General features: G+C 63.9%; 21 protein-coding genes. 10 read left to right on the top strand and 11 right to left on the bottom strand.

Annotated elements, in window-relative coordinates; genetic code table 11:
- The first annotated feature begins 3 nt into the window (after window positions 1–3).
- From cobS to cobF, 3 genes are read left to right on the top strand one after another with little or no spacing between them, the layout of a single operon-like run.
- A complete protein-coding gene (cobS, locus tag KUG85_RS18715) occupies window positions 4–756 on the top strand; it encodes an adenosylcobinamide-GDP ribazoletransferase (protein WP_223006536.1) in 753 nt (250 codons plus the stop codon).
- A gap of 9 nt (window positions 757–765) precedes the next feature.
- A complete protein-coding gene (gene cobT, locus KUG85_RS18710) occupies window positions 766–1779 on the top strand; it encodes a nicotinate-nucleotide--dimethylbenzimidazole phosphoribosyltransferase (RefSeq protein ID WP_223006535.1) in 1014 nt (337 codons plus the stop codon).
- A gap of 2 nt (window positions 1780–1781) precedes the next feature.
- On the top strand, window positions 1782–2543 hold the full coding sequence (gene cobF / locus KUG85_RS18705) for a precorrin-6A synthase (deacetylating) (protein ID WP_223006534.1): 762 nt from the start codon (window positions 1782–1784) through the stop codon (window positions 2541–2543).
- Between the two features lie 217 nt (window positions 2544–2760).
- On the opposite strand, the gene KUG85_RS18700 is transcribed toward cobF, so the two are convergent.
- The 10 genes from KUG85_RS18700 to KUG85_RS18655 all read right to left on the bottom strand — a co-directional run bounded on the left by KUG85_RS18700 (window position 2761) and on the right by KUG85_RS18655 (window position 13149).
- The gene (locus tag KUG85_RS18700; RefSeq protein ID WP_223006533.1) at window positions 2761–3978 is read right to left on the bottom strand and encodes a GTP-binding protein; all 1218 of its coding nucleotides are present in this window, start codon (window positions 3976–3978) and stop codon (window positions 2761–2763) included.
- Window positions 3979–4257: 279 nt separating this feature from the next.
- Complete coding sequence (locus tag KUG85_RS18695; RefSeq protein ID WP_223006532.1) at window positions 4258–5088, bottom strand: amidohydrolase family protein; 831 nt, start codon at window positions 5086–5088, stop codon at window positions 4258–4260.
- Window positions 5089–5090: 2 nt separating this feature from the next.
- The gene (locus KUG85_RS18690) at window positions 5091–5531 is read right to left on the bottom strand and encodes an RbsD/FucU family protein (RefSeq protein WP_223006531.1); all 441 of its coding nucleotides are present in this window, start codon (window positions 5529–5531) and stop codon (window positions 5091–5093) included.
- Window positions 5531–6571, bottom strand: coding sequence for an aldo/keto reductase (locus KUG85_RS18685; RefSeq protein ID WP_223006530.1), 1041 nt, complete (start codon window positions 6569–6571; stop codon window positions 5531–5533). The genes KUG85_RS18690 and KUG85_RS18685 overlap by 1 nt, the downstream gene beginning before the upstream one ends.
- Window positions 6568–7863 (bottom strand): L-fuconate dehydratase, encoded by a 1296-nt coding sequence (locus KUG85_RS18680; RefSeq protein ID WP_223006529.1) that lies wholly within the window; start codon window positions 7861–7863, stop codon window positions 6568–6570. The genes KUG85_RS18685 and KUG85_RS18680 overlap by 4 nt, the downstream gene beginning before the upstream one ends.
- Window positions 7860–8717, bottom strand: coding sequence for a fumarylacetoacetate hydrolase family protein (locus KUG85_RS18675; RefSeq protein WP_223006528.1), 858 nt, complete (start codon window positions 8715–8717; stop codon window positions 7860–7862). The genes KUG85_RS18680 and KUG85_RS18675 overlap by 4 nt, the downstream gene beginning before the upstream one ends.
- A gap of 65 nt (window positions 8718–8782) precedes the next feature.
- Window positions 8783–9730: an ABC transporter substrate-binding protein gene (locus tag KUG85_RS18670; protein ID WP_007007277.1), complete on the bottom strand. Its 948-nt coding sequence runs from the start codon at window positions 9728–9730 to the stop codon at window positions 8783–8785.
- 80 nt (window positions 9731–9810) lie between these two features.
- On the bottom strand, window positions 9811–10818 hold the full coding sequence (locus KUG85_RS18665; RefSeq protein WP_007007278.1) for an ABC transporter permease: 1008 nt from the start codon (window positions 10816–10818) through the stop codon (window positions 9811–9813).
- Complete coding sequence (locus tag KUG85_RS18660) at window positions 10815–12389, bottom strand: sugar ABC transporter ATP-binding protein (RefSeq protein ID WP_255606493.1); 1575 nt, start codon at window positions 12387–12389, stop codon at window positions 10815–10817. Before KUG85_RS18660 ends, KUG85_RS18665 begins: the two co-directional genes overlap by 4 nt.
- Before the next feature lie 10 nt (window positions 12390–12399).
- On the bottom strand, window positions 12400–13149 hold the full coding sequence (locus KUG85_RS18655; protein WP_223006527.1) for an SDR family oxidoreductase: 750 nt from the start codon (window positions 13147–13149) through the stop codon (window positions 12400–12402).
- A 141-nt stretch (window positions 13150–13290) separates the two neighbouring features.
- Between KUG85_RS18655 and KUG85_RS18650 the strand changes: the two genes are divergently transcribed.
- From KUG85_RS18650 to KUG85_RS18630, 5 genes are all read left to right on the top strand, one after another.
- Window positions 13291–14055, top strand: a complete 765-nt coding sequence (locus KUG85_RS18650; protein WP_223006526.1) for an IclR family transcriptional regulator — start codon at window positions 13291–13293, stop codon at window positions 14053–14055.
- A gap of 115 nt (window positions 14056–14170) precedes the next feature.
- Complete coding sequence (locus tag KUG85_RS18645) at window positions 14171–15295, top strand: extracellular solute-binding protein (RefSeq protein ID WP_223006525.1); 1125 nt, start codon at window positions 14171–14173, stop codon at window positions 15293–15295.
- A 200-nt stretch (window positions 15296–15495) separates the two neighbouring features.
- Window positions 15496–16560, top strand: coding sequence for an ABC transporter ATP-binding protein (locus tag KUG85_RS18640; protein WP_223006524.1), 1065 nt, complete (start codon window positions 15496–15498; stop codon window positions 16558–16560).
- On the top strand, window positions 16553–17434 hold the full coding sequence (locus tag KUG85_RS18635) for an ABC transporter permease (protein WP_223006523.1): 882 nt from the start codon (window positions 16553–16555) through the stop codon (window positions 17432–17434). Before KUG85_RS18640 ends, KUG85_RS18635 begins: the two co-directional genes overlap by 8 nt.
- 190 nt (window positions 17435–17624) lie before the next feature.
- Window positions 17625–18431 (top strand): ABC transporter permease, encoded by an 807-nt coding sequence (locus KUG85_RS18630; RefSeq protein WP_223006522.1) that lies wholly within the window; start codon window positions 17625–17627, stop codon window positions 18429–18431.
- Window positions 18432–18636: 205 nt separating this feature from the next.
- Here KUG85_RS18630 and KUG85_RS18625 read toward each other — a convergent pair whose 3' ends face one another.
- Window positions 18637–19068: an Lrp/AsnC family transcriptional regulator gene (locus KUG85_RS18625; RefSeq protein ID WP_223006521.1), complete on the bottom strand. Its 432-nt coding sequence runs from the start codon at window positions 19066–19068 to the stop codon at window positions 18637–18639.
- Between the two features lie 150 nt (window positions 19069–19218).
- Here KUG85_RS18625 and KUG85_RS18620 point away from each other — a divergent pair, with 150 nt between their 5' ends.
- Window positions 19219–20322: a saccharopine dehydrogenase family protein gene (locus KUG85_RS18620; protein WP_223006520.1), complete on the top strand. Its 1104-nt coding sequence runs from the start codon at window positions 19219–19221 to the stop codon at window positions 20320–20322.
- Between the two features lie 95 nt (window positions 20323–20417).
- Window positions 20418–21353 carry a DMT family transporter gene (locus tag KUG85_RS18615; RefSeq protein ID WP_223006519.1) on the top strand — a complete coding sequence of 312 codons (936 nt, stop codon included), beginning with the start codon at window positions 20418–20420 and terminating at the stop codon, window positions 21351–21353.
- Window positions 21354–21367 lie beyond the last annotated feature (14 nt).

Genomic DNA, 21367 nt, shown 5'->3' with positions numbered 1-21367 from the left:
GGGATGGTGGGACCCCGCGACGCCCTCTGCGACATCGCAGCCTGTCTCGGCTTCTACACGCGGCTTCCGCTGCCCGCGTTCGAGATGCCGGCGCACGGGTTTGCCGCCGCTCAATGGGCAGCACCGCTCGCCGGTCTCGTGGTCGGTGCGCTCTGCGGCGCGGTGCTTGCGGGCGCGATGGCGCTCGGCCTGCCGGCTACCATCGCCGCCGTTCTCGCGCTCGCGGCGGGTACGCTCGTGACCGGCGGTCTGCATGAGGATGGGCTGGCCGATGTGGCCGATGGTTTCGGTGGCGGTTCGACGCGCGAGAAGAAGCTCGCCATCATGAAGGACAGCCGCATCGGCTCTTATGGTGTCGCCGCGCTGATCCTGTCGTTTCTACTGCGCTGGACGGCGCTTTCTTCGCTGGGTCTTGCCGCCATCCCGACGCTGCTTGTCGCGCATGGTACGTCCCGTGCGCTGATGCCGGCGCTGATGCGCCTTTCGCCACCGGCACGCGAAAACGGGCTCTCGGCAGGCGCAGGGCGACCGGGAACGGCTACCGTTCTCGTCGCGTTCGCGATTGGCGGCGTTCTCCTCCTTGTTCCCGGTCCCGGCTTTGCGCTCATTGCCGCGCCGCTTCTGGTGGCGGCGCTGATCTTCATCAAATGGCTCGCCGAAAAGCAGATCGGTGGGCAGACGGGCGATGTGCTCGGCACGCTGCAACAGCTTGCCGAGACCGTTCTGCTCATCGCCGCCGTTGCTCATTTCACCTGAAGGATTCCCATGACCCGCTTTCCCTCGATCACCGACCTGCGCACCGCCTGCAACAACCGCCCCAATGGCGACGAGGACGCCGCCCAGGCTGCAACCGCCCGTCAGGCCGTGCTGACCAAACCGCCCGGCAGCCTTGGCCGGCTGGAAGAAGCGGCCATCCGGCTTGCCCGCTGGCAGGGGCGCGAAAAGCCTGCGCTTGAGCGGGTTCATGTGCTGATTTTTGCCGGCTCCCATGGCGTGACCGCGCGGGGCGTCTCGGCCTTCCCGGCCGAGGTGACGGCGCAGATGGTGGCGAATTTCTCCGCCGGCGGTGCGGCGATCAATCAGCTGGCAAAGCAGTCTGGCGCCATCCTCATCGTCACGCCGCTGGAGATCGAGCGCCCCACGGCGGACTTCACGCAAGCGCCGGCCATGGATGAAGCCGACTTCCTGACCGCCGTCCAGACCGGTTTCGATGCGGTGCCGGAAGGAGCCGACCTCATCTCACTCGGTGAGATGGGCATTGGCAACACCACCGCCGCCGCCGCGCTGGCCGCCGCTCTGTTCGGTGGCCGGGGCGCGGACTGGGTCGGGCGCGGCACAGGCGTCGACGATGCCGGCCTTTCGCGCAAGGCCGAGGCCGTGGATGCCGCCCTTGCCTGCCATGGCGAGGCGCTTTCCGATCCGCTGGAAGCGCTGCGCCGTGTCGGCGGTCGCGAGCTTGCCGCCATGTTTGGCGCAGCCCTTTCCGCGCGGCAAAAGCGCATTCCCCTCCTGCTCGACGGTTTCGTGTGCGGCGCGGCGGTCGCGCCGCTCGCGCGTCTTGGCGAGGACGGTCTGGCGCACGCCATTGCCGGCCACGTTTCCGCCGAACCCGGCCACCGCAAACTGCTTGCCGAACTCGGCCTCAAGCCGCTGCTCGATCTCGACATGCGGCTTGGCGAAGGGTCTGGCGCGTGCCTTGCCATCAACATCCTCCGCGGCGCTCTTGCCTGCCACAACGGCATGGCGACCTTCGCCGAAGCCGGCGTTTCGGACGGTTGACCATGCGCACGCTCTCGCTCATCGGCATCGGCACGGGCAATCCCGAACACATGACGGTTCAGGGCATCAATGCGCTTAACCGGGCTGACGTGATCCTCATCCCCCGCAAGGGCGAGGCAAAGGAGGATCTGGCAGATCTGCGCCGCGTCATCTGCGAGCGGTTTCTGGAAAACCGGCAGACGCGGATCGTGGAGTTCGACCTGCCGGTGCGCGACGCCGCCAATCCGAGCTATCGCCAGGGCGTGGACGACTGGCACATGGCCATCGCCCGCGCCTATGGCGATCTGCTTGCGGCGCATACGGGCGAGACGGGCCGTGCGGCCTTTCTCGTCTGGGGTGACCCTTCGCTTTATGACAGCACGCTGCGCATCATCGAGCACATGCGCCGCGAGACGGCGCTTGCCGTCGCGCTGGAGGTGGTGCCGGGCATCACCAGCATTCAGGCGCTTGCGGCCAGTCACCATATGCCGATCAACAGGATTGGCGGTTCGGTGCTGATCACCACCGGACGGCGGCTGAAGGCGGAGGGGTTTCCGCCCAACGCCGACACGCTTCTCGTCATGCTCGACGGCGACTGCGCCTTCCAAACGCTCGACGGTGATGCCTACGAGATTTTCTGGGGGGCCTATCTCGGTACGGCGGATGAGCTTCTGATTAGTGGGCTGCTGGGGGAGGTGATGGAGCAGATTGTGGAGACGCGGGCGAGAGCGCGGGAAGACAAGGGCTGGATCATGGATACCTATCTCTTGCGGGTGAGGCGGTAGGTTCGGCGGACTTCATCCCGCCCTCGCCCTTCGCCCTTCGACAGGCTCAGGAAGCTCAGGATGAGGGCTGTGTGGGCGCTTCACCTTTCTGTGGCGAGGGGGCTAATTATACCCGTTTCCGCTCAACAGGGTTTCTAACCACGATCCATGTCCTCTCCCTCATCCTGAGCTTGTCGAAGGGCGAGGGAGAGAACACGCGCTGCCGGCACACTGCGCCTCAGGCCGCCCGAGCCCGCTGCCAGCGTGGGAAAGGGTCCGCCAGCGCACGGAATTCTGCGGGATCAAACCGCGTCTCGCTTCCCACCAGCGCCGCATCCAGCGCTGCGGTGATGCGTTCGCGGTCCATGCCGGTGCCGATGAAGACCAGCTCCTGCCGCCGGTCCCCATAGGGTTCGCTCCAGTAGCGATCCATGAAGGCTTTCGCTTCCGGGTGGTTCGGCCAACGCTCGCGCGGCACGGCCGCCCACCAGGTGCCAAGCGGCTTCACGCTGGATAGCGCGCCCGCCAGGCTGAACTCCGCCACCCAGTCAGGCCGCGTCGCCACCCAGAAATGCCCTTTCGCGCGGATGACCCCCGGCAACGGCGCATTCAGCACCGCATGCACTTTCTGCGGGTGGAAGGGCCGCCGCGCACGGTAGACAAAGGAGGAAACGCCATATTCCTCCGTCTCCGGCACATGATCGGCGAAGCCATAAAGCTCCTTGGCCCAAAGCGGGTGCTGGTGCGCCGCCTCGAAGTCGAAAAGCCCCGTGTCGAAGATGCGCTCCGGCGCAACACGCGAATGATCGGTTTCGATAATCTGCGCATCCGGGTTGAGCGCGGTGACGATCTTGCGTGCCGCATCGAGGCGCTCCGGGCCGGCGTCGCTCACCTTGTTCAGGATCACCACATCGGCGAACTCGATCTGATCGACCAGCAGGTCCACGAGCGTGCGCTCGTCCCCCTCGCCCGCGACCTCGCCCCGGTCGCGCAGAAAATCATGGCTGGCATAGTCTTCGAGCAGGTTCAGCGTGTCGACCACCGTGACCATCGTGTCGAGCCGTGCGACATCGGAAAGGCTCATGCCCTGCTCGTCGCGGAACTCGAAGGTGGCGGCAACAGGCAGCGGCTCGGAAACGCCGGTGGATTCGATCAACAGGTAGTCGAACCGCCCTTCCGCTGCGAGGCGCCGCACCTCTTTCAGGAGATCGTCGCGCAGCGTGCAGCAGATGCAGCCATTGGTCATCTCCACCAGCTTCTCGTCGGTCTGCGAGAGGTTGGCCCCGCCCTCGCGCACCAGATCGGCGTCGATGTTCACTTCCGACATGTCGTTGACGATCACCGCCACCCTGCGGCCTGCCCTGTTGTTGAGCACATTGTTCAGGAGCGTCGTCTTACCCGCCCCCAGAAAGCCGGAAAGGACGGTGACGGGCAGGCGGTTGTCCGGATTGGGCATGCATGGCTCCTCTGGCTGGTGAATGGAATGTAATATCATAACATTCTGGATGCGCAAGCGGGGCGAGCTGGAACGAAAGCGCAGCAGGAGGAAAATCATGTGAATTGACCGCATCGGCAAGGTTGCCCGTCTCAGGGCGGGCGGGGCGAATGGCGTGGGAAGACAAGGCTCTGATGCCGAGGGCAGCCCTGAACGATTGCAGCACAAATGCAGCAAGTCAGATAGATGGAACGGAGCAGCGTTTCCGCGAAACGGTGAACCGCTCCAGGAGAGCCGCGGTCAGCTCAGCCCGTAGATGCGCCCGGCATTGCCTCCGAGGATTGCCTCCCAGTCCGCCGCATCAAACCGATGGAGCAGTGCGGCGGTCGCTTCGCACCATTCGGAATAGCTTGCGGCGAGCGTCAAGACCGGCCAGTCGCTGCCCCAGATCACGCGGCCCGGGCCGAAGACCGCGAGCACGTGGTCCGCATAGGGCTGAAGCTTCTCCCTGTCCCAGCCTTCCCCCGCTTCTGTCACCAGGCCGGATAATTTGCACGAGACCTGCTCGCGCGTGGCAAGAGACGCCATGTCTTCGGCCCACGCCTCGAATGCCCCCGATGCGATGTCCGGTTTGGCGCAATGGTCGATCACCACGGCCATTTCGGGATAGCGATCCACCAGCACGGCGAGATTTTTCAGGTGGCGTGGCAGCACCAGCGCATCGAAGACGAGCCCGTGGTCGATCAGCGCGCGAAACGCCGCGTCGCGTTGCGGGTGCAGCATCCAGTCCGGATCGGGGATGTCCTGAATCATTGGGCGCAGGCCCTTGAAGCGAGGATGGGCGGCCAGTTCCGCGATGCGCCTCGGTGCGTCCGGGTTTTCGAAATCCACCCAGCCGACAACGCCCCTGATGAAGGCGTTCTCGTCGGCCAGCGAGAGCATGAAATCCGTTTCCGCGTCGCTGGGCGCCGCCTGCACCAGCACCGTCCCGTCAATCCCCTCGGCCTCCATGAGCGGCCTGAGATCGTCGGGCAGGAAATCGCGGTAGATCGTGGAGAGCTCCGGCGTCAGCCAGCCATAATCGCCACGAGAAAGTTTCCAGAAATGCTGGTGGGCGTCGATCCGGCGCATGGTCAGGCGCCCTCTTGCGGCAGAACGCCCTTCTTCAGGATCATATTGCCATAGAAGCGCCGCTCGCCCGTCTGGATGATGGCAAAGGCATCGCGCGCGCGGTCATAAAAGGCAAAGCGTTCCAGCGGCCTGATCTGCGCGGGGTTGTCCGCCACCCGGTCTATCACGGTCTGAAACTCGGCCACCACCGGCGGCACGCCATCCGGGTCGTCCACCATCTGCATGCTGATCGCGGGATCGTCGACAAAGGAATCGAGCGGCATCACGCTCAGAACCGCCTCCAGCACTCGCGGCGCGGAAATGCCGTCGAGCCGCACGAAATCTCGCGCGCTCGCCTCGCCGGGAAAGTTCGCATCGGCAATGACGATCTCGTCGCCATGGCCCATGGCGCGCAGGATGCGCAGGAGATCGGGTGAGAGAATGGGGTCGATACCACGCAGCATCAGTTTTCCTCCGGTGTCGGTGCGTCGGGCCGGATCAGGTTCTGGCCCTTGAGGTCAGACCACAATCCGGCAGGCACGTTACGCGAAAAGAGCGCGATGTTCGCCTGCACTTCTTCCGGTGTCATCGCACCGGGGATAACCGTGCGCACCGCCGGGTGCCCCATCACGAATTGCAGAGCCGCTTCGATCAACCGCACGCCGTGCGCGGCGCACACGGCCTCGATCCGCCGCACCCTTTCAAGAATGTCTGCCGGCGCGGGCTCGTAATTATAGCGCGCGCCCTCAATGGCCCCGGTCGCCAGAATGCCGGAATTGTAGGGTCCGCCCAGAATGATGCCGACATCGCGCTTCACGCAGAGCGGCAGGAAACTGTCGAGCGCTTCCTGTTCCAGAAGCGTGTAGCGCCCGGCCAAGAGAAAAGCGTCGAAATCGCCCAGCCCGAGCAGGCGTTCGCACACCTGCCATTCATTGACGCCCGCGCCGATGGCCCGCACCTGCCCCGCCTCTTTCAGCTCGCAGAGCGCGCGATAGCCGCCACCGTCAAAAAGCTCGCGCACCTTCGCGGCGCTTGCCTCCTGACTGCCGTGGGTGAAAACGTCCACATCGTGCACGAGAAGGATGTCGACACGCTCCACACCGAGCCGCGCGAGGCTCGCCTCATGGCTGCGCATCACGCCATCATAGGTGTAGTCGTAGACGATTTTTTTCTGGGGCGTGTCGACAAAGGCGGTGGGCGTCACCGCGTCGGGCGGGCAGTCTTCCAGAAGCCGCCCGACCTTGGTCGAGAGCGTGATCGCATCGCGCCCGAAGCGCCTGATGGCCTGCCCGAAGCGCTGTTCGGAAAGCCCGAGGCCATATTGCGGCGCGGTGTCGAAATAGCGCATGCCGCCGTCGAAGGCGGCCTGCAGCGTCGCCTGCGCGTCCGCTTCCTCGACCCGGCGATAGAGATTGCCGAGCGGCGCGCCGCCAAATCCCATGCGCGTCAGCGTGACCGGCTGCGCGGTGCTGGCGCGCAGCGCAACCGGGTCCGAAGCTCTCATGCCGGCACCCGCTCCCCGGCTGCGCGGTGACGGTATTTCTCCAGCGAGGCCGGTTTCATCTCGATGGAGAAGCCCGGTGCCTGCGGCGGCATATAGGCTGCGTTGCGGACCACGCAGGGTTCCACGAAATGCTCATGCAGATGGTCGACATATTCGATGACGCGCCCCTCGCGTGTGCCGGCGATGCACAGATAGTCGATCATGGAGAGATGCTGCACATATTCGCAAAGGCCGACACCGCCCGCATGCGGGCATACCTTGAGCCCGTGCTTCGCCGCCATCAGCATCACCGCGAGAATCTCGTTCACACCGCCGAGCCGGCAGGAATCGATCTGCACCACATCGACGGCCCCACGCATGATGAGCTGCTTGAATATGATGCGGTTCTGGCACATTTCACCGGTGGCAACTTCAACCGGCGCGACACCTTCACGGATCCTGCGATGCCCTTCGATGTCGTCCGGGCTGGTGGGCTCTTCGATGAACCAGGGTTTGGCGAAGGAGAGCCGGTTCACCCATTCGATGGCTTCGTCCACCTCCCACACCTGGTTGGCATCGATCATCAGATTGACGTCCGGGCCGACCACCTCGCGGGCGATGGTCAAACGGCGAATATCGTCGTCGATATCCCGGCCGACCTTCATTTTCACATGGTGGAACCCGGCATCCACAGCCTCCTGGCAGAGCCGCCGCAGCTTTTCATCGTCATAGCCGAGCCAGCCGGCGGATGTGGTGTAGCAGGGGTAGCCCTCGCGCTCGAGCGTGGCGATCCGTTCTTCTTTGCCTGCCGCTTTTTCGCGCAGGAATGAAAGCGCCTCTTCGGGCGTGATGCAGTCGGTGATGTAGCGGAAATCGATGCAGCGCACGAGCTCTTCGGGGCTCATTTCTGCGACCAGCCGCCAGACGGGCTTGCCTTCGATCCTTGCCCACAGGTCCCACACGGCGTTGACCACCGCGCCCGTCGCCAGATGGATCGCGCCCTTGTCCGGCCCGATCCAGCGCAACTGGCTGTCGGAGGTGACATGCCGCCAGAAACGGCCCATATCCTCGGCGACCCAGTTCATGTCGAGCCCGACGACGAGATGGCGCATGGCCTCGATGGCCGCACAGCAGATCTCGTTGCCGCGTCCGATGGTGAAGGTCAGGCCATGGCCTTCATGGTCTCCATCGGTTTCAAGGATCACATAGGCTGCCGAATAATCCGGATCCGGGTTCATCGCATCCGAGCCATCCAGATGGTCGGAGGTGGGAAAGCGCACATCGATGGTACGCAGGCCGGTAATCTTGGTCATTTTGCGCTCACGACTTTCTGTGTCTGTACGCCCAGCCCTTCAATGCCGAGGCGCATCACTTCGCCACCTTTCAGATAGACCGGTGGCTTCTGCCCCATGCCGACGCCGGGCGGCGTTCCGGTGGAGATCACATCGCCGGGCTGCAGGCTCATGAAGCGGCTGACATAGGCAATCAGCTCCGGCACGCGGAAGATCATCGTTGACGTGGAACCGTCCTGATAGCGCCTGCCATCCACCTCCAGCCACATGCCCAGACTGTCGACGTCGTTCACTTCATCCGGCGTCACCAGCCAGGGGCCGGTGGGGCCGAATGTGTCGCAGCCCTTGCCCTTGTCCCAGGTGCCGCCGCGCTCGATCTGGTATTCCCGTTCCGAAACGTCGTTCACCACGCAGTAACCGGCGACATGGGAAAGCGCATCCTGTTCCGCAATGTATTTCCCACCCTTGCCGATCACCACGCCGAGCTCTACTTCCCAGTCGGTCTTCAGAGAGCCGCGTGGCAGTTCCACATCGTCGTCCGGTCCGACAATGGACGAGGTCCATTTGTTGAAGATGATCGGCTCTTTTGGAATGTCCGCGCCGGTTTCGGCGGCGTGGTCGGCATAGTTGAGGCCGATGCAGATGAATTTGCCGATGCTTCCCACGCAGGGGCCCAGCCGCAGACCGTCCTGCGGCGTGCCTTCGACCACCGGCAGGCTGGCCGGGTCGAGCGCCTTCAGCCTGGCGATGCCCTCGGGTTCAAGCGCCGGGCCGGCCAGATCGGCAATCACGCCGGAGAGATCGCGCACGCGGCCCTCATTGTCCAGGAGGCCCGGTTTTTCCTGGCCGCGCGGGCCGTAGCGGAGAAGCTTCATGTCATGTCCTGTTGGCTTGAAAGATGCTCCGGGGAGGGTTTCCCCGGAGCGGTCGTGAAGATCCGTCAGTCGTAAAGAACGGCTGCGATTTCCGGATCGTCTATGTTGGTCTTGTCGTAGTAGTAAAAGCCTGTGTCGATCGCCGCGGGCACCTCTTCGCCCTTGGCGGCGGCCACGGCAGCCTTGACCGTCTCGTAGCCGATGCCGACCGGGTTCTGCGTGATCGCGCCGGCCATCAGGCCATCGCGGATTGCCTCTTTCTGCTGTGCACCGGAATCGTAGCCGATGATCACAACATTGGTGCGGTCCATCTCGCGCACGCCATTGACCACGCCGATGGCGGAGCCTTCATTGGTGCCGAAAATACCCTTCAGATCCGGGTTGGCCTGGAGGATGGACTTGGTGATCTCCGTCGACTGCAGGTGGTCGCCGCCGCCATACTGGATGGTGACGATCTCGATGTCCGGATATTTCTCCTTCACCTGATTGACGAAACCGTCGCGGCGGTCGATGCCGGTGCGGCTCGTCTGGTCGTGGGCGACCACGGCAACCTGCCCCGCGCCGCCGATGAGTTCTGCCATCTTGTCTGCGGCAAGGGCCGCTGCGGCCAGATTGTCGGTCGAGGCTGTCGCTTTCGGGATGTCGCTGTCGACACCGGAGTCAAAGGCGATCACGGGAATGCCCGCCTCATCCGCCTGTTTCAGGAGCGGGATGGCCGCCTGGCTGTCGAGGGCGGCAAAGCCGAGTGCTGCCGGCTTCTTGGCAAGCGCCGCCGCCAGCATGTCGATTTGGCGGTCGACCATGGTTTCATTGTCCGGTCCCTCGAAGGTGACCTCCACGTCCAGCTCTTCAGCGGCCTTGTCGGCGCCGGCCTTCACGGCCTGCCAGAACTGGTGCTGGAACCCTTTCGAGATCAGCGGGATATACATCTTGTCCTGCGCCGAAGCGGCCATACCGCTCGCGACGAGGGCTGCGGCGCTGATGGCGCCCAGCATTGCGCGTCTCGTGAACATGTTTCCTCCTCCGGTTTCTTGTTCACACTCACTCATCTGGTCGAAACCCGGGGCGTTCACCGCCCTCTTTGTGTTGAAACTCATCCCATGCGCCGCTTGCGCATCATGTCGGCATAGACGGCGAGAATGATGATCGCGCCCGTCACCACGGTCTGCCATTCCTGCGCCACCGAGAGGATGCGCAGGCCATTGGCCAGAACCGCCATGATCAAGGCGCCGATCAGCGTGCCGAGGATCGTGCCGCGCCCGCCGGCAAGCGAGGTTCCGCCGATGACGACGGCGGCAATCGCCTCAAGCTCGTAGCCGAGGCCGAGAGCGGGCTGCGCGGAATTGAGGCGCGAGGCGATCAGCAGGCCGGCAATGCCGCATATGCCGCCGGCCAGCGCATAGACCGCCATCTTCCACGCATCCGTGTTGACGCCGGAAAGGCGCACCGATTCCTCGTTGGAACCCAGTGCAAAAGTGTAGCGCCCGAGCACGGTGCGGCCCAGAATGTAGCTGGCTGCGATGGCCACGAGAAACAGGATCAGCACGCCATTGGGGATAGGCAGGGCGGGGATGACCTCGCCGATCAGCGATCCGCGGGAAATCTCGGTAAAGCCCGGCGTGTCGTTGAAATAGATCGGCCGCGTGCCGGAGATGACGAGCGACAGCCCCTTGAGCATCAGCATCATGCCGAGCGTGGCGATGAAGGGCGGGATCTTCATCTTGGCGACGAAAGTGCCGGAGGTGAGGCCGCACAGCGCACCGGCGCCAATGGCCGCGAGAACGCCGAACGGCAGCGGCAGGCCCCAATATGTCAGCACCACGCCGGCGATAACGGCGCAGAACGTCATCAGCGTGCCGACTGAAAGGTCGATGCCGCCGGTGATGATGACGAGCGTGGCCGCAATGGCCAGAACCCCGTTCACCGAGGTCGCCTGCAGAATGGCGATGATGTTCGAGGTCTGCATGAAGTTTGGCGAGGCCAGCGAAAAGCCGATCAGGAGTATGATCAGGCTCATGAAGGCCAGCAGTTTCTGGTGCGCGCCCGCCTGCAGAAGCCGTGCGGCAAAGCCGGCCTGCGGAGTGGCTTCCACGGTGCTCATTCTTCTCCTCCCACCGGTTCCATGGCGCTCTCGCGTTCTGTGGCAAGGCGCATGATGTCTTCCTGGCTGGTTTCCGCCCCTCCCGGCAGAATGCCTGTCAGCCGGCCCTCGCACATGACGGCGATGCGGTGGCTGAGCCGCAGCACTTCCGGCAGTTCGGAGGAGATCACGATGATCGCCCGTCCCTGCGCCGCCAGCCCGTTCAAGAGTTTGTAGATTTCGCTCTTCGCGCCGACGTCGATGCCGCGTGTCGGCTCATCGAAGATGAGGATGTCGCAGTCGCGCAGAAGCCATTTGGCAATGACCACCTTCTGCTGGTTCCCGCCGGAGAGCAGCCGCACCTCCTGCCGGTCGGAAGGGGTGCGAATGGCGAGCTGGTCGATATAGCCGCGCGCGGCGTCGCGCATGCCCGCCTCGTCAAGCGCGCCGAGCCTGCCGGTAAAGCGCTCCAGGCTCGCCATGGCGACGTTGGCGCGCACGTCCATGCCGACCGCAAGACCGAAATGCTTGCGGTCTTCTGAAAGGTAGCCAATGCCGGCAGCGACCGCATCGGCGGGGGTGCGAATGTCGACAGGCGCTCCATGGATGGAGATCTCGCCGGCCTCGCGCGGATCGGCGCCGAAGATCGCCCGCGCCACTTCCGTGCGGCCGGCGCCCATCAACCCGGCAAAGCCGAGGATTTCGCCTTTTCTCACCGAGAAACTGACATTGCGGATTTCGCGCCCGCGCGTGAGACCCTTCACTTCGAGCGCGACTGGCGCCTGATCGAGGTCCGGCACCTCCACCGCGCTGTCGGTCAGCGCCCGCCCCACCATCATGGAGATGATCTCGCTCACCGGCGTGTCGGCGGCGGAAACGGTGTCCACATATTGCCCGTCGCGCATCACCGTTACGCGATCGGCGATGCGCTTCAGTTCGTCCATCTTGTGCGAGATGTAGATGATGCCGACACCTTCCGCCTTCAGCCGGCGGATGATGACGAACAGTTCCTCGATCTCGGCATTGTTCAGGGCCGCCGTCGGCTCGTCCATGATCAGCACGCGCGAATGGAAGGAGAGCGCCTTGGCGATCTCCACCATCTGCTGCTTGGCAATGGTCAGCCCGCCCACCTGTGCCCTGGGGTCGAGCTTCAGGTTCATGGAGGCGAAGATTTCCGCCGTCTGGCGGTTGAGCGCGGCCTCGTCCAGCCGGCCGAAACGCAGGCGGGGCTCGCGACCGATGAAGATGTTCTGGGCCGCGTTCAGATCATTCATCAGGCTGAGCTCCTGATGAATGATGCTGATGCCCAGATCCTGCGCCGCGCGCGGGCTTTCGATCACGACCGGCTGGCCGTCGACCAGCACCTCGCCGTCATCCTTCGGGTAGATGCCCGACAGGATTTTCATGAGCGTGGACTTGCCCGCCCCGTTTTCCCCCATCAGGGCGTGCACTTCGCCAGGCATGAGCTCGAAGCGCACATTTTTCAGTGCGTGCACGCCGGGGAAGCGCTTCTCGATGCCGCGCATGGAAACGACCGGCCGGACACCATCTGTTCCGGCTTCGGTCGTCACGATTGTTGACACCGTTGCCATGGCACGATCCTCAGATCGTCACGCCGCCGTCGACGAGCACCGCCTGCCCGGTGACGAAGCGGCTTTCATCCGAAAGAAGATACAGCACCAGCGGTGTGATGTCGTCCACCGTGGCGAGCCGCCCCATGGGCTGGCGCGCGATGAAGTCCTTCTCCGCCTGCACGGGATCGGCCGCCGAGGCGATGCGACCGCGCAGCGATGGCGTGTCGACCGTGCCGGGGCACAGCGCGTTGCACCGCACGCCCTGCTTGACGAAGTCGGCAGCGACCGATTTCGTCAGACCGATCACCGCCGCCTTGGTGGTGCCATAGACCGCGCGGTTGGCGAAGCCTTTGATCGAGGAGGCCATCGAGGCCATATTGAGGATGGAGACACTGCCCGTCTCACCTCCCCTCTCCAGCATGCCCGGCAGGAAAGCCTGCGTCATGCGATACATGGAGGTGACGTTGAGATCCGTGCTGAACGCCCAGTCCTCTTCCGACACGTCGAGAATCGTCCCGTTGTGAACAAAGCCGGCGCAGTTGAACAACCCGTCGAGCCCGCCGGTCTTTGCGGCGAGCGCATCGATTGCCGCGCGATCGCGCACGTCGAGGCGGTGCGTCTCTATGGTGTCGCCCCCGGCGGCCAGCGCGGCAAGCCCCTCTTCATTGATGTCGACGGCGATGACCGACGCCCCTTCAGCGGCGCAGGCAAGTGCACTGGCGCGGCCGATACCCTGAGCCGCAGCGGATATCAGGATCCGCTTCCCTTGTAGTCGCATACGATGACCTCCTCCCTGTTGAGCCGCAGCCCCATCATCGTTTATATACAAATAGTCTATTCATATATAAAAGTGCATTGCAACATCAAAGTTGACAAGAGGCTCAATTCCTCATCAAAGCAGCCGGTCGGAGGACATGACGTGAACAGCAAGAAGACCACCGAAGACCGCTATCGCGCGCCCGCGCTCGACAAGGGGCTCGACATTCTCGAGCTTCTGTCCAGTCAGCCTTATGGCCTCACCCGGGCCGAAATCGTCAAGGCGATGGGCCGGGGACCGAGCGAAATCTATCGCATGCTGGAGAGGCTCGTCGCGCGGGATTATGTGAGCCGCTCCGTGGAGGGTGACCGCTATGCGCTGACCATGAAGCTGTTTGTGCTCGGCAGCCAGCACCCGCCGCTGCGCCGTCTCGCCGCCCGCGCTCTGCCGTTGATGGACATGTTCGCCCGCGAGACGCATCAATCGGTGCATCTGGTGGTGCCCGAGCGCGGTTATGCCATCGTGGTCGCCCAGGCGAGCAGCCCCGCCAACTGGGAGTTTCGCCTGCGTCCCGGTGCCCAGCTCGATCTGCTCACCACCGGTTCAGGCCAGACGCTGCTCGCTTTCCAGAGCCCGGACCGGCGCAGCGAGACCCTGGCGATCTGGGGCAGTTCCGCGCAGGTGAAACATCTGGCGGAGATGGAGCCGGCGCTGGAAGAGGTCCGCTCGAAAGGCCACCGCATCGGCAACAGCCTCCAGCTCGTCGGGGTGCGCGATATCTCCGTCCCCGTCTTCGGCCCTTCGGGCGATGCGCTCGCTGTGCTGACCTGCCCTTACTTCGAGCAACTCGACGATGCGCAGGCGGCGAATGTCGAAACGGCTCTCGCCAGTCTGAAAAACGTGGCGGAAAGACTGTCGATCTCCTGAGACTTTGAGCAACTTCACTCGTAAACTCTGATTTTTGTTGCCGCCCGGTCATCGCGCTGTAACATAGCGGGAATAACGCCTGCGATCTCAACGCAGAAATCAGGGGAGTGCATTCATGACACTGATCAAACGACGCAACTTCATCAAGGGCGCTGCTTCGGTGGCCGGCCTTTCGCTTGCCGCTCCGTTCATTTCGCGCAGCTATGCGCAGGGCTCCTCCGGTTCGGTCAACATCTTCGCCTGGGCCGGTTATCTGAACGACGAGATGCTGGCCGCTTTCGAAAAAGAGACCGGCATCAAGGCGAACTACACGCCCTACGGCACCAATGACGAGCTTCTGAACCAGCTTCGCGCCAACAATGGCGGCGGGTTCGACATCATCTGGCCGACGGTCGACCGCGTGCCCAACTATGTCGAGTTCGAGCTCGTGCAGCCCATCGACGAAAGCAAGGTCAACGTCGACAACTGCCTGCCGAGCGCCTGGACAAATTCTGCAAATCTTGGCGCGGTGATCGACGGCAAGCGCTATCAGGTGCCCACCGACTGGGGTACGGAAGCCGTTTCCTTCGACAAGGATCAGGCGCCGCTCGAATATGGCACCGCATCCTATGGCGACATCTGGAAGCCGGAAATGAAGAGCAAGGCCACCGTGCGCGGCCATTCGGGCCTCGTCGGCCTCGGCCTCTGGCTCGAAGGCGAGGGCAAGTTGCCCATGCCGATGACCGACGCCTTCAAATCCGAAGAGAACATGGTCAAGATTTACGACGTGATTCTCGAGGAGGCGATTGCCCGCAAGGCCAACATCGCGCAGTTCTGGTCCAACGAGAACGAGGCGCAAGGTGCCTTCCGCGTCAATGGCTGCGCGATCGGCCAGACCTGGGATTCGACCGCCGCGGCACTCGCCAAGGAAGGCCTGCCCATCGGCTTCATCGCGCCGAAGGAAGGCGCGCTGGCGTGGATGGAAGGCGTGGCGATCCCGAAGGGTGCGGAAAATCTCGACCAGGCCTATGCCTTCATCAACTGGTTCCTGACGCCGGAAGCCGGCGCCATGTACACCAACGCGACCTCGATCAACTCCACCGCCGTGGGCGCTGCCGACATGACGTCTGACGACGCCAAGGCATTCTTCGCCGCCGCCTATCCGGGCGACGCGCTGGACAAGCTGTGGTGGTGGCCGATCCAGGAAAGCTGGTTCGTTGCCAAGCGCAACGAATATCAGGACCGTTTCCTCTCGGCCTGAGGAAGCCGGATGAACTGACGGCGCGCGCCCCTCACCCTTACCCTCTCCCCGCAGGCGGGGAGAGGGGGGCATAGACGTTGCGGCCATCTTCCTTCTCCCCGCATGCGGGGAGAAGGTGCCGGCAGGCGGATGAGGGGCGGGCGCCACCGGACAATCCTTGCGAAAGCCCACAAAACACCGGGGGACCCCGGGGGAGGACCATGTCACATTCCGTAGAGCTCGATCATGTCGGCGTCACATTCGGCGCGACCCGCGCCGTCGACGACGTCTCCTTCACGGTTGAAGGCGGAGAATTCTTCTCCATTCTCGGGCCGTCCGGCTGTGGCAAAACCACGCTCCTGCGCGTCATTGCCGGTTTCCTGAACCCGACCGAAGGCCGCATCCTGATCGGCGGGCAGGACATGACACCGCTCGGTCCCAATCAGCGCCCGACGGCGATGATCTTCCAGTCGCTTGCGCTCTTCCCCCTGATGCCCGTGTGGGAAAACATCGCCTTCGGGCTTGAGGCGCGCGGCGTCTCGAAGGCCGAGCGCCGCAAGAAGGCCGACGAACTCCTGAAGCTGATCGCGCTTGAAGGGTATGGCGACCGCATGCCGGGCGAGCTTTCCGGCGGTCAGCGCCAGCGCGTTGCCATTGCCCGCGCGCTCGCGGTCGAGCCGCAGGTGCTGCTGCTCGACGAGCCCTTATCGGCGCTCGATTTGAAGCTGCGCCAGCACATGCGCGCCGAGCTTCGCGCCCTGCAAAAGCGCACCGGCGTGACCTTCATCTACATCACGCACGACCAGTCCGAGGCGCTTGCCATGTCGGACCGCGTTGCGGTGATGAGCGCCGGCGTGGTGCAGCAGGTGGGGGCGCCGCGCGAGCTTTACGACAACCCGGCCACGCCCTTCGTCGCCACCTTCGTTGGCGAGACCAACGCGCTCTCCTGCACGGTGAAGGGCATCGACAACGGCATCGCCACGGTGGAAACCGCCCATGGCACGCTGACCGGCCGCGCCGGCGACGGGCTTTCCGGCGGCGCGGCGGCAAAGCTTTATGTGCGGCCCGAAGCGCTGAAGCCCAGGGGTGGCGCCAACCGGCTTGCCGCCACCATCGAACGGATCGACTTCGAGGGCGCCTTCGCGCTGGCGCACGGCGTTGCCGAAGACGGCACGCCGCTGGTCGCCTCCATTGCCAGCACCGAACTTGCGAGCGCCCCCGCCATCGGCGAAAAATCCGGCTTCGGTTTTGAAAGTGCAAATGCGGTGGTGCTGCCCGATGTCTGAGCTCTACAGACGCTTCGGCGGTGGCCTCGGCACGCTGTTTGTGGCGCTGGTCGGCGCATGGCTTGCCGGCATGGTGCTTGCGCCCAATGTCATGATGATCGACTACGCGCTGCGGCCCAACCTGCCGCCCTCGCAGCTTGGCGGGCCGAACGATGTCTACTCGCTCGACAATATTCTCTATCTGGCCAATGAGGGCGTCCACCGCGCGATCTTCTTCAAGACCGTGTGGGCGAGCGCGCTTGTCGCCTTCATCACCTTTCTGGTGTGTTATCCGATGGCGTTCTGGCTCGCCCAGCACGCGACGGTGAACCAGACGGCGGTTGTGCTTCTGGCCCTCACCATTCCGTTCTGGATCAACGAGGTCTTGCGCACGCTCGCCTGGTATATCCTGCTCGCGTTTCGCGGCCCGCTGAATGCTTTCCTGCTTTCGCTCGGCATCATAGATGAGCCGGTGCGCTGGTATGGCGATGGCGGGGTGCTGGCCGGCATGACCTATGCCTACATCCTGTTCATGCTGTTTCCGATCTACAACGCCATTGAATCGCTCGACAAATCGCAGATCGAGGCCGCGCGCGACCTCGGCGCCTCCACCTGGCGCATTCACTGGCGGGTGGTCATCCCGCATGCCAAGGCGGGCATCGCCACGGGCTGCGTCTTCACCTTCATGCTCGCCGCCGGCAGCTATGTCGCGCCCGCGCTCCTCGGCGCGCCGGGCAGCCGCTGGTTCACCGAGATCATCTACAACTGGTTCTTCGAGGGCGGCGACTGGAACCGCGGTGCGGCTTACGCGCTGGTACTGCTGGTGCTGTGCCTTGCGGTGGTGCTCGTCACGCTGCGCATTGCCCGCGTGAGCCTGACGGAGGTGGCAAAATGAGCGCCGTGGCCATTTACAAAAGCCAGTGCTGCCCCTCATCCGCCCTTCGGGCACCTTCTCCCCGCGCACGGGGAGAAGGAAACGCGCCGAGATGCCCATTGCCTTTCCTCGCCCCGTTTACGGGGAGAGGATGCCGGCAGGCAGGTGAGGGGCAGCACCGGCCTCTCCGGCCAGCCCCGGAGGATCGCGCATGAATGCTGCCGACCGCATCGCCCGTGCCATGTTCGGCTTCTATATGGTGGCGTTCTTTCTCTATCTCTTCGCGCCGCTCGCCATCATGGGCATCGCCACATTCAACACCAGCCGCTTCCCCACGGTAACGCCGTGGCGCGGCACCACGCTGCAATGGTTCGATGCGCTGTGGAGCGACAGCGGCATGTGGCAGTCGCTGTGGACCTCCTTCGTCGTCGCCTTCTTCGTGGTCATCACCGTCCTGCCCATCGGCACCGCGGCAGCGCTTGTTCTCACCAGCCTTCATGCGCGCGCGCGCAGCTTCATGTATGCGGTCATGGTGTCGCCGCTGCTCACGCCCGGCGTGGTCATCGGCATCGCCACGCTGGTTCTTTGGCGGCAGCTTGGCGTAGGGGGCGGTGTTTTCCTGATCGTGGTCGCGCAGGCAAGCTTCATCATCTGCTATGTGATGCTGATGATTACGGCGCGCCTCCAGCGCTTCGATCCCACGCAGGAAGAAGCGGCCCTTGGCCTCGGCGCGTCGAAATTCATGGTGTTTCGCCGCGTTCTGCTGCCCTTCCTGAAACCGGCACTCATCGCCGCCGGTTTTCTTGCCGTTCTCCAGTCCATCGAAAACTACAACACCACGCTCTTCGTGCGCGGTTTCGACACGCCGCTCACGGTCTACATCGCCACCAAGGTGCGCACGGGGCTGACGCCCGCCGTCAATGCGCTGGCGCTCATCATGATCGCGATCACGGTGTTGGGCGCCATCGCCTATGAGATTGCCCGCAGGCGCGGCGCGGCGCGGATGGCGGTGGAGTAGCGGTGCAACTTTGACGTCATCCCGGCCGACCGGAGGGAGAGCCGGGACCCATTGAGCGGCAAGGCCGATCTCCGCAGAAGGCGCCACCGGCATCCATCCAGCCGAACCACTGCCGGGCCGCGCTCCATGGCGTTCTTCCAATGGGTCCCGGATAGCCCTTCGGACTTCCGGGATGACGGTTTCGCGTCAGCGGATCGCTGAAGCCTTACCGGTCGATCCGCGTTGACAGGACGATCGAGCTCATTGTCCGGTCAACGCCCTTCAGCGCTCCGATCGTATCGATCACCGCATCGAGCTCGGCCACTGACGGCGCTTCGACGATGATAATCATGTCGAACGATCCGCTCACGGAGTGAACCGTGCGCACGGCGCTCATCTTCTCCACCGCCGTAATCACATCGCCGGAAAGCTTTGGCGACACCGTGACGAGCAGATGCGCGCGGATCTGCGCGGCGTCATATTCGCCCGACAGCCGCACCATATAGCCGGCAATCGTTCCGCTGCGCTCAAGCCGCTCCAGCCGGCTCTGCGCGGTGGAGCGCGAGACGCCCAGCCGCCGGGCGATTTCCGACACCGGCATGCGCGCATTCTCGCGCAACAGCGCAATCACCGCCCGATCTGCGTCCGTTGTCGTCATATTGCTAATTCCATTCGTCGATATGCATAAAATCGCGAGTGAAATTACCCGGATTGATACTTCGATTCAACGTCGATCAAAGCCAGACTGGACAAACATCCAGGCAGAATCGCCAGATACAATCGCCAGACAAATTCGAAAGGGAGCGGGATGAAAGAAATCGTTGTCACGGGAGCCGGGCGCATTGGGTCCGCCATCGCAGACATGTTGGTCGCCTCGGGCGATTACACGGTCACCGTCGCCGACCGGTCGGCGGAGCAGCTTGCGGCCCTGCCCTCTCACCCGCAGATCTCCGGTGTCGCGGTCGATCTTTCCGACACGAAGGCGCTGGCCGCCGTTCTCACGGGCAAGTTCGCCCTGCTCAACGCCGCCCCCTATCACCTCACGGTGCCCATCGCCGAGGCGGCCGCCGAAGCGGGCGTTCACTATCTCGACCTGACCGAGGACGTGAAAAGCACCCGCCGCGTGAAGGAAATCGCCGCTTCCGCCGAGACGGCCTTCATCCCGCAATGCGGGCTCGCGCCGGGCTTCATCACCATCGCCGCCAATTCGCTCGCCAAGCGTTTCGACACGCTGCACGATGTGCGCATGCGCGTCGGCGCGCTGCCGCAGTTTCCGGCCAATGCGCTCAACTACAACCTCACCTGGTCGCCGGAAGGCGTCATCAACGAATATTGCGAGCCCTGCGAAGCCATCGTCGATGGCGAGATGAAGGAAGTCGCGCCACTTGAGGGTCATGAGGAATTCTCGCTCGATGGCGTGCGCTACGAGGCGTTCAACACCTCTGGCGGGCTCGGCTCCATCTGCGAATCGCTCAAGGGCCGTGTGCGCAATCTCAACTACCGCACGATCCGTTATCCGGGCCATGCCTCGATCATGAAGATGCTTCTGAACGACCTGCGCCTGAGCGAACGCCGCGATCTTCTGAAAGAGATTTTCGAGCACGCGCTGCCCACCACCATGCAGGATGTGGTCGTGATCTTCGTCACCATCACCGGCCTGAAAAATGGCCGGCTGGTGCAGGAGAGCTACGCCAACAGCGTGTTTGCGGACCCGGCCGGGCCAACTGCCCGCAGCGCCATCCAGAAGACCACCGCCGCCGGCATCTGCACCGTGCTCGACCTGCTCGCCAACGGCAAGCTGCCATCCAAGGGCTTTGTCCAGCAGGAAGACATCGCGCTCGAGGATTTTCTGGCAAACCGCTTCGGCCGCACCTACCAGCCCGACACCGGCCCGAAGGCACAGGCCGCCTGAGGTAAAATCGGCCAGCGCGGATTTCCCTCGCTGGCCGTACCGTTTTGACGCCATGTGACATTGCGCGCTCCGGCTTCGCTCCATAGGGTCGCGCAATGTCAAACGACCGGCCGCTTGTCGGCATCCTTTTGATGATCGGGTTTTGCGCGGTCGCCCCTCTGGGCGACTCGATCGCGAAGCTGTTGGGCGAGACCATTCCGCTGTTCGAGCTTCTGGTCGTGCGTTTCGCCGCGCAGGTGGTGTTCCTCCTGCCGGTCGTGTGGTGGAGCGGCAAGTCGCTGCTTCTGCCGTCGCGCGTCATGCGCCTCACCGTGCTGCGCACGGCGCTCCACATTGCCGGCATTGGCGCGATGTTCATGTCGCTGCGCTATCTGCCGCTGGCCGATGCGGTCGCCATCGCCTTCGTCATGCCCTTCATCATGCTGGCCTTCGGAAAATTCTTTCTCGGCGAAGATGTGGGGCCAAGGCGGCTTGCCGCCTGTTCGGTGGGCTTCGTCGGCACCATGCTCGTTGTGCAGCCGAGCTTTTTGAGTGTCGGTGCGCCAGCACTTCTGCCGCTTCTCGTGGCGGTCGCCTTCTCCGGCTACATGCTGGTGACACGCCAGATCTCGCGCGATGCCGACCCCATCGCGCTTCAGGTGGTGAGCGGCATCTATGCCATGATCGGTTTTGGCGCGCTGGCCTTCGTCAATCTCGGGCTCGACCTGCCGCAGTTGCACATGGTGCAGCCCGATCTGCGGGAGATGCTGCTGCTGGCCGCCTCTGGCTTCTTCGGCACGTTCGGTCATCTCCTGATGACATGGTCGCTGCGCTTTGCGCCATCGGCCACGGTGGCGCCGATCCAGTATCTGGAGATCCCGTTCGCCACGGTCATTGGTTGGCTCATCTTCCGCGATCTGCCCAATGGGCTGGCGGCACTCGGCATCGCCATCACCATGGGAGCGGGGCTCTACATCGTGTTCCGCGAGCGGGCGCTGGCAAGGCCGGTCACCCCGGTTCAGCCAGCACCCGATCCGCAAAGCGTGCAATGACGCTCTGAGCTGTC

This window comes from Nitratireductor rhodophyticola (assembly GCF_019891355.1).
Taxonomy (GTDB): Bacteria; Pseudomonadota; Alphaproteobacteria; order Rhizobiales; family Rhizobiaceae; genus Nitratireductor; species Nitratireductor rhodophyticola.
Note: the sequence above shows the minus strand (reverse complement) of the source record. Positions and strands in the feature narration are given on the sequence as shown.